The sequence below is a fragment of the Streptomyces sp. SudanB5_2050 genome (genome assembly GCF_964272335.1).
GTDB lineage: Bacteria > Actinomycetota > Actinomycetes > Streptomycetales > Streptomycetaceae > Streptomyces > Streptomyces rochei.
In genome coordinates this window covers 1,325,195-1,339,534 of the sequence record NZ_OZ186760.1, presented here as the reverse complement: position 1 = coordinate 1,339,534, position 14,340 = coordinate 1,325,195, and the positions used below count along the sequence as shown (strand labels likewise).

The following is a 14,340-nucleotide window of genomic DNA, read 5'->3' as shown; positions in this document are numbered from 1 at the left end:
TGCCTCCTTACGCGCCTGCCGCGGTCGCGGCGATGAAGTCCAACGAGTCCTCGGGCGAAAGGGCATGAACCAGAAGGGCGTTGAAGGCCTCGGTGTAGGCCTCTACGTCTTCTTTCCGTTCGAGGTGCAGGCTACTCGTCAAGTGGTCGAGAACAACCACGTCCAGATCAGAAGTGCTCGAAAAAGAGAAGATTACGAAAGGGCCGGTGACACCGATGTGCGCCCCGGCGGCGAACGGCAGGACCCGGAGCGCGACATGGGGGAGGCGTGCGGCCTCGACCAGCCGCTCCAGCTGACGGGCCATGACCCCGGGCCCGCCCACCTCGCGCCGCAGCACCGCCTCGTCCAGGACCGCGCTCAGCTCAAGCGGCGGCTCGGCCCGCAGCACGTCCTGGCGGGCCAGCCGCACCTCCACCAGCGTGTCCAGCCGCTCCTCCGACAGTCCGTCCACCGCGGCGTGCGTCACCGCGCGGGCGTACTCGGGCGTCTGGAGCAGGCCGGGGACCACCGTGGTCTCCAGCGTGCGCATCGCGCTCGCCTGCGACTCCAGGCTGATGAAGTCGCGGTAGGTCGGCGGGAGCACCCCGCGATAGGCGTGCCACCAGTGATTCCGGCCCCCGCCCGGCCCGTCGGTGCCGGCCAGCACCTCCAGCAGCTCCCGCAACTGGGCGTCGTCCACGCCATAGGCGTCCAGCAGTAACCGCACGTCGGCCGGTTTCGCCCCGCTCGTGCCGGTCTCGATCCGGCTGACCTTCGACTGGTGCCAGCCCACCAGCCGGGCCGCCTCACCGCTGGTGATCCCCGCCGATGTGCGCAGGGCGCGCAGTTCGGCGCCCAGCTTCCGGCGGCGCACCACGGGACCGTGCTGCATGGGCCACTCCTCTACTCCTGACGAGCCGCCCACATACGCTCTGGGGTCGCAGAGTTCACCGCATCGAGCGACAGATATATGCATATCTTGGTGGATCGCCGCCCTTCGCGGGCCGGGTGATGGCAGTCTGGCGGCGAAGCACCAGTCCGGGACCGTACTCGAACCAGCCGCTCCGTGTCGGACTGCGGTCCCGTGGGAAAGGGACGACGTCGCCATGGCAGACCATCTGGAAGCATCCGTCACTCTGCCGAGCGATCCCGCCTCGGTGGCCGCCGCGCGGTCCTACGTGGTCGGCACACTGGCGGAGTGGGGACTGCCGGCGGAGGCGGAGGTGTCGGAGACCGTTCGGCTCATCGTCTCGGAGCTGGCGACCAACGCGGTCCAGCACACGTTCGGCCAGTCGCCCACGTTCACGGTGGACCTCGCGCTCGACCGCGACGAGCGGCTGCGCCTGGGCGTCACCGACAGCCATCCCCGGTTCCCCAAACGCCTGCCGGCCGCCGTCCAGCAGGACAACGGCCGGGGCATGGTGATCATCCGCTGGCTGACGGCGGAGTGCGGCGGCAAGCTGAGGGTGCGCCCGACACGCGAGGGCGGCAAGACCGTCTCCATCGAGCTTCCCTGGACGCCGCCGGACGGCGCCGGAGGGGTGACGGCGGGTCAGGACACCGTCACCCTCCCCGGCCGGGCTACTTGACCCGGCCGTACCAGACGCTGCCGGTCCAGATCTTCTGCAGGCGCACCACGTCCCCGGTCTTCGGGGCGTGCCAGATCTTGCCCTTCCCGGCGTAGATGCCGACGTGGTAGACACTGCGGCCCGAGTGGAAGAAGACCAGGTCACCGGCCTTGCGGTTGCCGGCCGAAATGTGCCGGGTCTTGTTGTACTGCTGGGCCGCCGTGCGCGGCAGCTTCTTGCCGGCCTTCTTGAACGAATACAGCGTCAGCCCGGAGCAGTCGAACCTGTGTGGTCCCACGGCGCCCCATGCGTACGGTGAGCCCTTCTTGGAGGCCGCGATCTGGAGCGCCTTGGTGGCGTGGGCGGCCGCGGACGCCTCGGAGGCGGCACCGGGGACCACGACGGAGCCGCCCACGGCGGCGAGGGTGAGAGCGGAGGCCGTACCGGCACGGGCCATCAGGGACGGGACTCGATTGAGCGCAGACATGCGCAACCCTTCGTCAGCCGCCTGTGAAGGATGACCTGTCGGATTCGGGCTGGCGAAGTTGCCCGGCCGCACGGATGCGGCTTCACCCCAAGGGTCACTCGGCCCGGCGTCGTCCTCCCGGAGACGGCCGTACCGGCGACCCGTCGTGCTCGGGTCCTCCACTCCTGCCGATCCACTCCTGTCGACCGGTCGTCCGGACGGCGGCAGGACTCGGCGTCCGCCCGGACCGCCCCGCCGCTGCGGCGGGGGCTTGTCGTCAGTCACGGATCTTGTCCCGTCCGGTGGGAAAATCCCAACGGAACGTGCCCTTTGTGTTGTTACTCACCACTCACCCGTTCGGGTGGACGCCCCTTCGTTCGACGTCTCGCCGCCCGTCAGGGCGACGTCGGGACCAGCGGCGCGAGCCGAAACGGCGGTGCCGGGGCGGACGGCCCGCGCAACCCGGGGCGGTCCCGAATCGGAGGTGTTCCTACGCTGAAAGGGGGTAAGCCGTTTGGTCCGTTTCGATGCCGTGCGCACGGGGGCCCGGACGGCGGGTCTCAGTCGGCGGGGTGCCGCGGGATGGCGATCCGTGCCGTCCGCCGCTCGCCGTCCAGTACCCGAAGGGCCCGGGCGAGCGTGCTCGCGTGCACTTCCGTCTCGCCCCTGCGGTGCATCAGTGCCAGCGCGTCGCGCAGGGCGCTCGCCTTGCCGACCAGCGCCTGGGCGGCGCGCAGTCCGCCGTAGGTGTCGCCGTCCCGTGCCGGGTTGATGCGTCCGAGCAGGTCCACGACCTCCAGGTAACGGTCGATCAGCTCGGCCTCCGCGCGGGTCAGGGCCGGCAGCGGAGGGGGCTCCGGTGGCAGCATCGGCGGCTCACCTCGCGCCGGGCGTGTGCCGCGGCGGGACCCCGCGGCCGGGCACGATCCGGTCCACCAGGCCGTACTCCAGCGCCTGGCGCGCGTCCAGCACGGTCTCCCGTTCGAGGTCCGCGCCCACCTGCTCCGGGGTGCGGCCGGTGTGCCGTACGAGGATCTCCTCCAGCCGGGCGCGGACGCGGGCCAGTTCGCCCGCCCGGACGGCCAGGTCGCGGGCCTGCCCGTGGACCGGCTCGGTCAGGGAGGGCTGGTGGATCACCACCCGTGCGCCGGGCAGCACGGCGCGCTTGCCGGGCGTGCCCGCCGCGAGCAGGACCGCGGCGGGCGGACCGGCCTGTCCCAGACAGGTCGTCGCCACGTCGCAGGCGATGTGGCGCATCGTGTCGTAGATCGCCGTCATGGCGGTGAAGGAGCCGCCGGGGGAGTTGACGTACAGGGCGATGTCGCGGTCCGGGTCCTGGTGCTCCAGGTACAGGAGCTGTGCCGGCACGTCGTTCGCCGAGGTGTCGTCGATCGGTGTTCCCAGGAAGACGATCCGTTCCTCCAGCAGCTTGGCGTACGGGTCCAGCGCCCGCTGCCCGGCACCGGTGCGCTCGGTGAACTCGGGCAGGACGTGACGGGCGGACGGCCTGGTCATGGCGAACCCCTCTCCTGACGGACGTGACGGAACCGGCTGCGGCTCCGCCACCTCTGTAGAAAATGTACAGGACGTACGTCGGTGGAGGGTGGTGTTCGCCGGATCGCCGTGCTCGCCGGTCGCGCAGGGGCGAACCGTAAGCTGGGGTCATGGCCTACGAGATTCCGGTGACGCAAGCCAGGGCTGAACTCGCCGACCTGATCAACCGGGTGGTCTACGGCGGTGAACGCGTCGTCGTGACGCGCCACGGCAAGCCTCTCGTCGCCCTCGTCTCCGCCGCCGACCTGGAGCGACTGGAACAGCTCCAGGAGCCCGCCGGGGACCAGGTGGTCACCTCGGTCTCCCGGGTCCGCGACGCCTCCGCCGGGGCCCCGCGCGAGCACCACCGCTTCGGCATCGCGGCGGAACACCGGGGGCCCGACCCGTCCTAGGCCCTGTCGGCACACTCCCGGACCGCTTGCCCCCACCCGCCCCGCGACGCGGGGTGCACGGCAGCGGTGACCCCCGCCCTGCGGGTGGGGGCGGGGGCGCGGTGGCGCGGTGGGGTCAGCTGACCGGAGTGGCGGCCGGTGCCGGGGCGGGGGCCGGGTCGGCGTCCGGTGTGCGGCGGCGCAGGGCGCCGCCGACGCACACGGCGGCCAGGCCCAGCACCGCCCACCAGGTCAGCGTCAGCGCCGACCCGGTCGCCGCGGCGCCGTCGAAGAAGGACACCGAGCGCAGCAGTGAGGTGCCCGCGCCCGGCGGCAGCCACTGGCCGATCGCCCCCGCCGGGCGCGGCAGCAGCTCGGGCGCCGAGGACGCCGCCGAGAAGGGGTTGCCCAGCAGCATCATCACCGCACCGCCCAGCACGAGCCCCGGACGGCCCAGCAGTGCGGCCGATCCGGCGACGCCCGCGCCCACGGCCAGGGCGGACAGCCCGAACACACCGGCCGCGGCCCACCAGTCCCCGGCGACCGCGCCGAGCCAGCTGTGTGCGATCGCCGCCGCGACCAGCCCGGTCAGCCCGGCGGCGCCCACCAGGGCGACCACGGCCCGGACGCCGCGCAGTCCCAGCAGGGTCGTCACCGCTCCCGTCGCGATCCCGGCCAGCGCCAGCGGCAGCACGCTCGCGCCCAGTGCCGCGCCGCGCGGGTCCGCGGCGGGCGCGGGCACCACGTCGACGACGCGCACCGCGGTCCCCGAGGCCGAGGTCCGTTCGGTCACGGCCTGCCGCAGCAACTGCGCGACGGCGGGGCCGGCGGCGGACGCCGTGAGCAGCTTCGGGCCCCGGTCGTCGGCCACCAGCGCGCCGTACACGGCCCGGTCCTCGACGGCCTCACGGGCCGCGGACTCGTCGGCGTAGCGATGGATCTCGAAGGCGTCCCCGCGCCCGGCGAGCCGCTGCTCCAGCTGCGCCACCGCGGCGGGCGGCCCCGCCACGCCGAGCGGCAGGTCGCGGGGTGCCGTACGGGCGGCCGGCCAGGCGAAGGCCCACAGGGCCAGTGAGACCAGCACCGGGACCAGGACGATCACGGCGATCAGGCGACGCGTGTCCATGGGGACTCCCTAAAAAGAAGGATCGTTCGTTTTGGCTACGCCCTCACCGTGCGACCGGGAGGGGCGCCTTGTCAAGAAGGAACGTTCGTTTTAGATTGGGCGTCATGGCCCGCGTATCCCAGGAACACCTCGACGCCCGTCGCCGGCAGATCCTCGACGGCGCCGCGCTCTGCTTCGCCCGCAACGGCTTCCACGCCACCTCGATGCAGGACGTGCTGAAGGAGGTCGACCTCTCGGCGGGTGCCGTCTACCGCTACTTCAGCGGCAAGGACGAGCTGATCGAGGCGATCGTCGCCGAGGTGCTGGGCGCCGTCCGGGACGTGTACGAGCGCGCGGCGCGGGAGGACCCGCCCGCCATGCCCGACGAACTCATCGCCCGCACCCTGGCGCACATGGCCCGGGAGCGGCCGGCGCTGACGGACGACGGCCAGTGGCTGTTCCCGCGGCTCATGATCCAGGCCTGGACCGAGACGCTGCGCAACGAGACGCTCTCCGCCCTCCTGGACGAGGGCTTCGCCAAGGTGCTGGCGGCCTGGGCGAAGGTCGTCGTCCGCTATCAGGAGGCGGGCATGATGCGTGACGACGTCGACCCGGACGCCGTCGCGCGGACGCTGATGGCGACGGTGCAGGGCTTCGGGGCCCAGTACGCGCTGTTCGGCAGCTTCTCGCCGGAGGCCCTGCAGGCAGGCGTGCGAGGGCTGTTGAGCATGCGGGAGGCACCCGACGCCACCGGTAATCAGTCGGTCAAGAATGCGTGACGCGGCGGAAACACTCTAGCCCTACTCTCCACCTCGATCCACCTGCGGTTTTTGAGCACCGGCGTGTGCATTCCGGCGCATTCCTGTGTGTTACATCTAGAGCCGTCGCGGTGGACGCGGCAGCCGGACGTCCGGTCCTGGCGTCATGCCCTGTGAGGTGGTAAATGCAACTGACCCCGCACGAGCAGGAGAGACTGCTCATCCATGTGGCCGCGGACGTGGCCGAGAAGCGCCGCGCACGAGGCGTGAAGCTCAACCATCCCGAGGTGGTCGCCCTGATCACCTCGCACATCCTCGAGGGTGCCCGGGACGGCCGCACGGTCGGCGAACTCATGGCCTCCGGACGCAAGTTGATCCAGCGCGTGGAGGTCATGGAGGGCGTGCCCGAGATGATCCACGACGTGCAGGTCGAAGCCACCTTCCCCGACGGCACCAAGCTGGTCACCGTCCACGATCCGATCATCTGACGGGAACGACAGCGCCATGATTCCCGGAGAGATCCTCTTCGCCGACGAGCCGGTCGCCTTCAACGAGGGCCGCGAGAGCGTCCGTCTGACCGTGCTCAACACCGCCGACCGGCCCGTCCAGGTCGGCTCCCACTACCACTTCGCCGAGGCCAACCCCGGTCTCGACTTCGACCGAGAAGCGGCCCGCGGCAGGCGGCTGGACATCGCCGCCGGCACCGCCGTCCGGTTCGAGCCCGGCATCCCGGTCGACGTGGACCTGATCGCCCTCGCGGGCGCCCGCGTCGTCGCGGGTCTGCGCGGCGAGACCGGAGGTGCCCTCGATGCCTGAGCTTTCCCGTACCGCCTACGCCGACCTGTTCGGCCCGACCACCGGCGACCGCGTCCGCCTCGCCGACACCGACCTCTTCGTCGAGATCGAGGAGGACCGCTCGGGCGGCCCCGGCCGCTCCGGCGACGAGGCCGTCTTCGGCGGCGGCAAGGTGCTGCGCGAGTCCATGGGCCAGTCGCGTGCCACCCGCGCCGAGGGCGCTCCCGACACCGTTGTCACCGGCGCCGTCGTCATCGACCACTGGGGCGTCGTCAAGGCCGACATCGGCATCCGCGACGGCCGCATCACCGGCATCGGCAAGGCCGGCAACCCCGAGACCATGGACGGCGTCCACCCGGACCTCGTCATCGGCCCCGAGACGGAGATCATCGCGGGCAACGGCAAGATCGTCACCGCGGGCGGCATCGACACCCACGTCCACTTCATCGCGCCGGCCGCCGTCGACGAGGCCCTGGCCTCCGGCATCACCACACTCATCGGCGGCGGCACCGGCCCCGCCGAGGGCAGCAAGGCGACGACCGTCACGCCCGGTTCCTGGCACCTCGCCCGGATGTTCGCCGCCCTGGAGTCCAGCCCCGTCAACATCGGCTTCCTGGGCAAGGGCTCCACCATGTCCAAGGAGTCCATGCGCGACCAACTGCGCGCCGGCATCCTCGGCTTCAAGATCCACGAGGACTGGGGCGCGACTCCGGCGGTGATCTCCGCCTGCCTGGACGTGTGCGAGGAGTCCGGTGTACAGCTCGCCGTCCACACCGACACCCTGAACGAGGCCGGCTTCGTCGGCGACACCTTCGACGCGGTGGCCGGCCGCACCCTGCACGCCTTCCACGTCGAGGGAGCCGGCGGCGGCCACGCACCTGACATGATCACGGCGGTGTCGCTGCCCAACATGCTGCCGGCGTCCACCAACCCGACCCGGCCGCACACCGTCAACACCGTCGAGGAACACCTCGACATGCTGATGGTCTGCCACCACCTGAACCCGGCGGTCCCCGAGGACCTGGCCTTCGCCGAGTCCCGCATCCGGCCCACCACCATCGCGGCCGAGGACATCCTGCACGACATGGGGGCGATCTCCATCATGTCGTCGGACGCCCAGGCCATGGGCCGCATCGGCGAGGTGATCCTGCGCACCTGGCAGACGGCGCACGTGATGAAGCGGCGGCGCGGATTCCTCCCCGGCGACCACCGGGCCGACAACCTGCGCGCACGTCGCTATGTCGCCAAGTACACCATCAACCCCGCCGTCGCCCAGGGCATCGAGCACGAGGTCGGCTCCGTGGAGACCGGCAAGCTCGCCGACCTGGTGCTGTGGGAACCGAAGTTCTTCGGGGTGAAGCCCCAACTGGTCCTCAAGGGCGGGCAGATCGCCTACGCGCAGGTCGGTGACGCCAACGCCTCCATCCCCACCCCGCAGCCGATCCTGCCGCGCCCGATGTTCGGGGCGCAGGGTACGGCGCCGGCCGCCAACTCGGTGGCCTTCGTGGCCGAGGCGGCCATCGACGACGGATTGCCGGAGCGCCTGGGCATCGGCCGGGAGCTGGTGCCCATCCGGTCGACCCGCGGCCGGACCAAGGCCGACATGCGGCAGAACGACGCCCTGCCGCGCGTCGAGGTCGCCGCGGACTCCTTCGCGGTGACCATCGACGGGGAGCTGGTCGAACCCGCCCCGGTTGCCGAACTGCCGCTCGCGCAGCGGTACTTCCTCTTCTGAGCGGCGACATGAGCCGCGCAGCGCTGCTCGTCCTCGCGGACGGCCGCTTCCCCGCCGGAGGGCACGCGCACTCCGGCGGGGCGGAGGCCGCCGTCCGGGCGGGACACATCACCGACGCCGCGAGCCTGGAGGAGTTCTGCCGAGGGCGGCTGCACACGAGCGGGGCCGTGGCGGCCTCGCTCGCGGCGGCCGCGTCCCTCGGCGTCGACCCCGCGGAACTCGACCTCGCCGCGGACGCCCGCACACCGTCGCCCGCCCTGCGGGTGGCGGCACGCAGACTCGGCCGGCAGCTGATGCGGGCCGCCCGCACCACCTGGCCGCATCCGGAACTGGACGCGCTGGCACGTCGGTTGCCGAAGGGAGCCCACCAGCCCGTCGTCCTCGGCCTGACCGCCCGCGCGGCGGGGCTCGAACCGCTGGACGCGGCGTACTGCTCCGCCTACGAGGGGGTGAGCGGGCCGGCCACGGCCGTCGTGCGGCTGCTCTCGCTCGACCCGTTCGACGCGACCGGCGTACTCGCGCGGCTCGCGCCCGACCTGGACCGGGTGGCGCGGGACGCCGTGGAGGCGGGACGGGCGGCCGTGGCCGAGGGGGTCGACGTGCTGCCCGCGCGGTCCGCGCCGCTGTTGGAGATCGGCGCGGAGGCGCATGCCGCCTGGGCGGTGCGGTTGTTCGCCTCCTAGCGGCGTCCTTCTCGCCCCCGCCGCCCCTTCCCTTCCCGCCTTCCCCGGGGCTCTGCCCCCTTCGACCCCGCCAGGGGGCTCCACCCCCTGGCCCCCCCGTCGGCCTGACGGCCCCGTCCTCGAACGCCGGACGGGCCGAAGCGGCCGGCCCAAGATTTCACAGGAGCCGTACCGTGCATCTCGGTGATCACCACACCACCCCCGCCGTCTCCGCCGACGCCCACCGGCCCGACGGGACCCGTCGCGCCCTGCGGATCGGGCTCGGCGGGCCGGTCGGGTCCGGCAAGACCGCGACCGTCGCCGCGCTCTGCCGGGCGCTGCGCGAGGAGTTGTCCCTCGCCGTCGTCACCAACGACATCTACACCCGCGAGGACGCCGAGTTCCTGCTGCGCGAGGCGGTGCTGCCGCCGGAGCGGATCAGCGCCGTCGAGACCGGCGCCTGCCCGCACACCGCGATCCGGGACGACATCTCCGCCAACCTCGAAGCGGTGGAGGACCTGGAGGAGGAGGTCGGACCGCTGGACCTCGTCCTGGTCGAATCCGGTGGCGACAACCTCACCGCCACCTTCTCCAAGGGACTGGTCGACGCCCAGATCTTCGTCATCGACGTGGCGGGCGGCGACGACATCCCGCGCAAGGGCGGGCCCGGCGTCAGCACCGCCGACCTGCTGATCGTCAACAAGACCGACCTCGCGCCGTACGTCGGCTCGGACCTCGCCCGGATGGCCGCCGACGCCAAGGCCCAGCGCGGTGAACTGCCGGTGATCCTGCAGTCCCTGCGCGGCGAGGACGGGGTCCGCGACGTGGCCGACTGGGTGCGGGGCCGGATCGCCGCGTGGACCGCGTGACCACCCCCGGCGGCGTCCGGGCGCGGGCACGCGTCCTCGCCCGGGGCGACGGGCGGGGCGGCACCGCCCTGCCCGTCCTGGAGGGCGAGGGGCCGCTCGCGGTGCGGCGGACCCGGGGGAGCGGTGCCGAGGCCCACGTCATGCTGGTCGGCGCGATGAGCGGGCCGCTCGGCGGCGACCACTTCACGGTGACCGCCGAGGCGGCACCCGGCGCCCGGCTGCGGGTCGGTTCGGCCGCCGCCACCCTCGCGCTGCCCGGCCAGGACAAGGCCCCGGCCCGTTACGACGTGCGTCTGACCGTCGGCGACGACGCAGAACTACGCTGGCTGCCCGAGCAGTTGATCTCCGCGCACGGCAGTGAACTGACCGTCGCCACGCGCGTCGACGTCGCCGCCGGCGGACGGCTCCTGCTGCGCGAGGAGCAGGTGCTCGGCCGGTCCGGTGAGGAACCCGGGCGGCTCACCAGCCGTCTGACCGTACGGGTCGCCGGACGGTGCGTCCTGGACCAGGAACTGGCCTGCGGACCCGGCGCGCCGGGCGGCTGGGACGGGCCCGCCGGGCTGGCGGGCCATCGGGCCGCCGGTCAGCTCGTCGTCGTACGGCCTCAGTTCGCCGCCGGTCCGCCGCCGGCGAGGCACTTCGCGCAGGGCGCGGCGGTGATGCCGCTCGCCGGGCCCGCGGTGCTGGTGACGGCCGTGGCACCGGACGGGCTGCGGCTGCGGCGGCTGCTGGAGGAAGGGCTGGCCTCGCTGGACTGAGGCCCGCCGATCGAACGCGAACATCCGTTTATCGGATTGGCAAAGAAGTAGTACCGCCCCTGTTCTCAGGTAACGCACAGCCGCGAGGATCCCCGTACTTGTCGCGAACACGTACGGGGAGGGCCACTTGAGCACGAGCAGACTGGGGCGGAGGACGACGGCGCTCGGCACGGCCGGAGCGCTCGTCACCGCCACGCTGATAGCCGGCGCCCTCGCGGCGCCCGCCGCGAGCGCCGCTCCGTCCACCGGCCAGGGCCACGGCAAGGGCGGGGACCGAGAGGCCCGGGGCGCCGCCATCGCCGCGGCCCGCGCCGCGAAGGCCGGCGTCGACTGGCAGGACTGCCCGGCCGACTGGAACCTGCCGAAGCCCATCCAGTGCGGCTACGTCACCGTCCCGCTCGACTACGCCCAGCCGTTCGGCAAGCAGATCCGGATCGCCGTCGACCGCATCGGCAACACCGGCACCGAGGCCGAGCGGCAGGGCGCGCTCATCTACAACCCCGGCGGCCCCGGCGGCTCCGGCCTGCGCTTCCCGGCCCGGGTGACGAGCAAGAGCGCGGTGTGGGCGAAGACGGCGAAGGCCTACGACTTCGTCGGTTTCGACCCGCGCGGCGTCGGCAAGTCCACGCCCATCTCCTGCGTCGACCCGCAGGAGTTCGTCAAGGCGCCCAAGATGGACCCCGTGCCCGACTCCGAGGCCGACAAGCGGGCCCAGCGCAAGCTCGCCCGCGAGTACGCCGAGGGCTGCCACGAGCGCAGCGGCTGGATGCTGCCGCACATGACCACCCCGAACACCGCGCGCGACCTCGACGTCGTCCGCGCCGCTCTCGGCGAGAAGAAGCTCAACTACCTAGGCGTCTCCTACGGGACCTACCTCGGCGCGGTCTACGGCACCCTCTTCCCGGACCACGTGCGCCGGATGGTCGTCGACAGCGTCGTCAACCCGTCCCGCGAGAAGATCTGGTACCAGGCCAACCTGGACCAGGACGTCGCCTTCGAGCAGCGCTGGAGGGACTGGCAGGACTGGGTCGCGGAGAACGACGCGACCTTCCACCTGGGCGACACCCGCGCCGAGGTCCAGGAGCAGTGGCTGAAGCTGCGCGCCACCGCGAAGAAGGCGCCGCTGGGCGGGGTCGTCGGCCCGGCCGAACTGATCTCCTTCTTCCAGAGCGCCCCGTACTACGACTCGGCGTGGGTGCCGGTCGCGACGATCTTCAGCAAGTACGTCGCCGGTGACACCCAGGCACTGGTCGACGCCGCCGCCCCCGACCCGTCCGACACCGCGGGCAACGCCTCGGCGGAGAACGGCAACGCCGTCTACACCGCCGTCGAGTGCGCCGACGCCAAGTGGCCCACCAACTGGCGCACATGGGACCGGGACAACACCCGGCTGCACCGCGACCACCCGTTCATGACCTGGGCCAACGCCTGGATGAACCTGCCGTGCGCCACCTGGCCGGTCAAGCAGCACACACCGGTGGACGTGAAGACCGGCAAGGGACTGCCGCCGGTGCTGATCGTCCAGTCCGAGCGGGACGCGGCCACCCCGTACGCGGGCGCCGTCGAACTGCACAAGCGGTTCGCGGGCTCGCGCCTGATCACCGAGCGGGACGCCGGTTCGCACGGTGTGACCGGTCTGGTCAACCCGTGCGTCAACGACCGGGTGGACACCTATCTGCTCACCGGGAAGGTGGACGCCGGGGACGTGACCTGCGCCCCGCACGCCACGCCCAAGCCGTAACGTCCGCGAGGCACGGGGGAGGGGCGGCCGGTCCGATCCGGCCGCCCCTCCCGCCGTCCCGCCACCGTCCTCACGCCCGCCGTGCCGCCGGCCAGGCGTCCTCCGCCGCGTAGTCGAAGAGGTCGCCGTAGTTCTCGAACATCTTCGGGTACGCCTCCCGCCAGTCCCGCCCGGCCAGCCGGTCCTCGATGAAGGCGACCGTCTCCGGCAGGGTCTCCGCGTACCGGACCACCGGGCGGTAGCCCAGCTGCCGCCGTGCCTCGGTCATGTCGCACACCACCGGCACCGGCACCGACCACGGCGTCCCGCCCACACCGCCCGGCGCCGGCGGGCCGTCCAGCAGCACGTCCTCGGTCTCCACGCCCATCACGGCGTCGATCGCCGCCGCGATCTCGGCCACCGTCGGCGCCTCGGGGTCCACCGCGTTCAGGACGCGGGTCCCGGGGCGCGGCGCGGCCAGCCGGATCAGCTCGGCGATGTTGTGCACGCTCGCCGGGTGGAAACGGCTCGCGCCGCCGTACGCGAGGACGCGCCGGCGCCGCCCGTCGAGGTTGCGCTTGACGAAGTACAGCTCGCGCGGCGTGCGGCAGTACGGGCCGTGGATCGCGCCCGCCCGCAGCAGCGTGACCGGCAGCCGGTCGCCCGCCGCGAGCAGGTCCCGCTCCAGCGCCGCCTTGCGGGTGCTGTACGAGGCGTTGCCCGGACGGACGGTGCGCTGCTTCTCGGTGACCGGGACCGGGTACTCGGGGAATCCGTCCGGCTCGGCCTGGGTGTCGAAGTTGCGGCCCTGGTCGTCCTCGTAGACCGACACGCTGGAGATCACCACCGCCGAGCCGACCCGCCCGGCGAGCGAGACCAACTGCCGGGCGTGCGCCCGTCCGAAGGCCACCATGTCCACCAGCACGTCGCAGCCGTCGCCGACCGCCGCCGCGAGCGCCGCGTCGTCCTCCCGGTCGGCCCGCACCACGCGTACGCCCTCCGGCCAGCCCCCGTCCCGGCCGCCGCCCCGCGAGACGGCCGTCACCTCCCAGCCGTCCCGGGCCAGCGCACCCACGGCCACCCGTCCGATCTGTCCCGTCGCTCCGAGCACCACAGCACGTGTCATACGGCGACCGTAGGCGCGTCCCCGGCCGCTCGGCCACGCCCTTCTGCCGACGGCAGACAACGGCCCTCTCCCATAGTGGCCCCTCCCGCGGCGGCCCCTACCGGGACGGCCGCCGCGGGAACCTCGGTCCCTTGGCGGCCCGCTCGGCCTCCTCGGCCTTCACCTCGGCCGCGTACCGGTCGACGTACTCCTGCCCGGACAGCGACAGGATCGCGTACATGATCTCGTCGGTGACGGCACGCAGCACGGCCTTCTCGCCCTCCATGCCCGCGTAGCGGGAGAAGTCCAGGGGCTCGCCGAACCGGATCACCACCGGGTGCAGCCGGGGGATCTTGCGGCCCGGGGGCTGCGCCTCGAAGGTGCCGATCATCGCGCACGGCACCACCGGCACCCCGGCCCTGAGCGCCATCACCGCGACACCGACCTTGCCCTTGTAGAGCCGGCCGTCGTGGGAACGGGTGCCCTCGGGGTAGATCCCGAGCAGTTCGTCCCTGCCCAGCACGCCGAGACCCTCGCGGATCGCGGCCTGCCCGGCCTCCTTGCCGGTGCGGTCGACGGGGATCTGCCCGGCGCTGCGGAAGAAGAACGCGGTCAGCCGGCCCTTGAGTCCCGGACCGGTGAAGTACTCGGCCTTGGCGAGGAAGGTGATGCGGCGCCTGAGCACCGCGGGCATCAGGAAGTGGTCCGAGAAGGAGAGGTGATTGCCCGCGACGATGGCCGCCCCCGACGCCGGCACATGGTCCAGGCCCTCGATCCGAGGGCGGAAGAGCACTCTCAGCAGGGGGCCGAGCAGCACGTATTTGAGGACGTAGTAGAACAAGGCGGCGCTCCTCACCCCGACGGGACGGCTCGTTCGCCGTGTTCTCACTGGTCA

General features: G+C 72.6%; 17 protein-coding genes and 1 riboswitch. Of the genes, 10 read left to right on the top strand and 7 right to left on the bottom strand.

Annotation, left to right across the window (positions count from 1 at the left end; all coding sequences use genetic code 11):
* Positions 1–7: 7 nt before the first annotated feature.
* Positions 8–871 (bottom strand): helix-turn-helix transcriptional regulator, encoded by an 864-nt coding sequence (locus ACFZP7_RS05815; protein WP_019327513.1) that lies wholly within the window; start codon positions 869–871, stop codon positions 8–10.
* Between the two features lie 214 nt (positions 872–1,085).
* On the opposite strand from ACFZP7_RS05815, the gene ACFZP7_RS05810 reads away from it, so the two are divergent.
* Complete coding sequence (locus tag ACFZP7_RS05810; protein WP_030977041.1) at positions 1,086–1,568, top strand: ATP-binding protein; 483 nt, start codon at positions 1,086–1,088, stop codon at positions 1,566–1,568.
* Here ACFZP7_RS05810 and ACFZP7_RS05805 read toward each other — a convergent pair.
* From ACFZP7_RS05805 to ACFZP7_RS05795, 3 genes are all read right to left on the bottom strand, one after another.
* Positions 1,561–2,034 (bottom strand): C40 family peptidase, encoded by a 474-nt coding sequence (locus tag ACFZP7_RS05805; protein WP_029393792.1) that lies wholly within the window; start codon positions 2,032–2,034, stop codon positions 1,561–1,563. The two genes, ACFZP7_RS05810 and ACFZP7_RS05805, sit on opposite strands and share 8 nt — an antisense overlap.
* A gap of 3 nt (positions 2,035–2,037) precedes the next feature.
* A riboswitch (cyclic di-AMP (ydaO/yuaA leader) is annotated at positions 2,038–2,182 on the bottom strand.
* A gap of 391 nt (positions 2,183–2,573) precedes the next feature.
* On the bottom strand, positions 2,574–2,882 hold the full coding sequence (locus tag ACFZP7_RS05800; RefSeq protein ID WP_031021597.1) for a hypothetical protein: 309 nt from the start codon (positions 2,880–2,882) through the stop codon (positions 2,574–2,576).
* 7 nt (positions 2,883–2,889) lie between these two features.
* Positions 2,890–3,528, bottom strand: coding sequence for an ATP-dependent Clp protease proteolytic subunit (locus tag ACFZP7_RS05795; RefSeq protein ID WP_385634011.1), 639 nt, complete (start codon positions 3,526–3,528; stop codon positions 2,890–2,892).
* Positions 3,529–3,677: 149 nt separating this feature from the next.
* Between ACFZP7_RS05795 and ACFZP7_RS05790 the strand changes: the two genes are divergently transcribed.
* Entirely contained in the window at positions 3,678–3,959 is a 282-nt protein-coding gene (locus ACFZP7_RS05790) for a type II toxin-antitoxin system Phd/YefM family antitoxin (RefSeq protein ID WP_086878280.1), read from the top strand.
* A gap of 115 nt (positions 3,960–4,074) precedes the next feature.
* Here the strand turns inward: ACFZP7_RS05790 and ACFZP7_RS05785 are convergent, their stop codons facing one another.
* Entirely contained in the window at positions 4,075–5,064 is a 990-nt protein-coding gene (locus tag ACFZP7_RS05785; protein ID WP_385634010.1) for an ABC transporter permease, read from the bottom strand.
* Between the two features lie 104 nt (positions 5,065–5,168).
* On the opposite strand from ACFZP7_RS05785, the gene ACFZP7_RS05780 reads away from it, so the two are divergent.
* From ACFZP7_RS05780 to ACFZP7_RS05745, 8 genes are all read left to right on the top strand, one after another.
* Positions 5,169–5,822: a TetR/AcrR family transcriptional regulator gene (locus ACFZP7_RS05780; RefSeq protein ID WP_019327506.1), complete on the top strand. Its 654-nt coding sequence runs from the start codon at positions 5,169–5,171 to the stop codon at positions 5,820–5,822.
* A gap of 164 nt (positions 5,823–5,986) precedes the next feature.
* The gene (locus ACFZP7_RS05775; protein WP_031021602.1) at positions 5,987–6,289 is read left to right on the top strand and encodes an urease subunit gamma; all 303 of its coding nucleotides are present in this window, start codon (positions 5,987–5,989) and stop codon (positions 6,287–6,289) included.
* 16 nt (positions 6,290–6,305) lie between these two features.
* A complete protein-coding gene (locus tag ACFZP7_RS05770; RefSeq protein WP_019327504.1) occupies positions 6,306–6,617 on the top strand; it encodes an urease subunit beta in 312 nt (103 codons plus the stop codon).
* On the top strand, positions 6,610–8,331 hold the full coding sequence (locus ACFZP7_RS05765; RefSeq protein WP_019327503.1) for an urease subunit alpha: 1,722 nt from the start codon (positions 6,610–6,612) through the stop codon (positions 8,329–8,331). The genes ACFZP7_RS05770 and ACFZP7_RS05765 overlap by 8 nt, the downstream gene beginning before the upstream one ends.
* Before the next feature lie 8 nt (positions 8,332–8,339).
* Positions 8,340–9,014, top strand: coding sequence for an urease accessory protein UreF (locus tag ACFZP7_RS05760; protein WP_385634009.1), 675 nt, complete (start codon positions 8,340–8,342; stop codon positions 9,012–9,014).
* Positions 9,015–9,187: 173 nt separating this feature from the next.
* Positions 9,188–9,862: an urease accessory protein UreG gene (ureG, locus tag ACFZP7_RS05755; protein ID WP_019327501.1), complete on the top strand. Its 675-nt coding sequence runs from the start codon at positions 9,188–9,190 to the stop codon at positions 9,860–9,862.
* On the top strand, positions 9,850–10,620 hold the full coding sequence (locus ACFZP7_RS05750) for an urease accessory protein UreD (RefSeq protein WP_210903855.1): 771 nt from the start codon (positions 9,850–9,852) through the stop codon (positions 10,618–10,620). Before ureG ends, ACFZP7_RS05750 begins: the two co-directional genes overlap by 13 nt.
* 127 nt (positions 10,621–10,747) lie before the next feature.
* A complete protein-coding gene (locus tag ACFZP7_RS05745; RefSeq protein WP_385634007.1) occupies positions 10,748–12,361 on the top strand; it encodes an alpha/beta hydrolase in 1,614 nt (537 codons plus the stop codon).
* A 70-nt stretch (positions 12,362–12,431) separates the two neighbouring features.
* Here the strand turns inward: ACFZP7_RS05745 and ACFZP7_RS05740 are convergent, their stop codons facing one another.
* The gene (locus tag ACFZP7_RS05740; protein ID WP_385634006.1) at positions 12,432–13,466 is read right to left on the bottom strand and encodes an NAD-dependent epimerase/dehydratase family protein; all 1,035 of its coding nucleotides are present in this window, start codon (positions 13,464–13,466) and stop codon (positions 12,432–12,434) included.
* 97 nt (positions 13,467–13,563) lie between these two features.
* Positions 13,564–14,286 carry a 1-acyl-sn-glycerol-3-phosphate acyltransferase gene (locus ACFZP7_RS05735; RefSeq protein WP_030969058.1) on the bottom strand — a complete coding sequence of 241 codons (723 nt, stop codon included), beginning with the start codon at positions 14,284–14,286 and terminating at the stop codon, positions 13,564–13,566.
* Between the last annotated feature and the right edge of the window lie 54 nt (positions 14,287–14,340).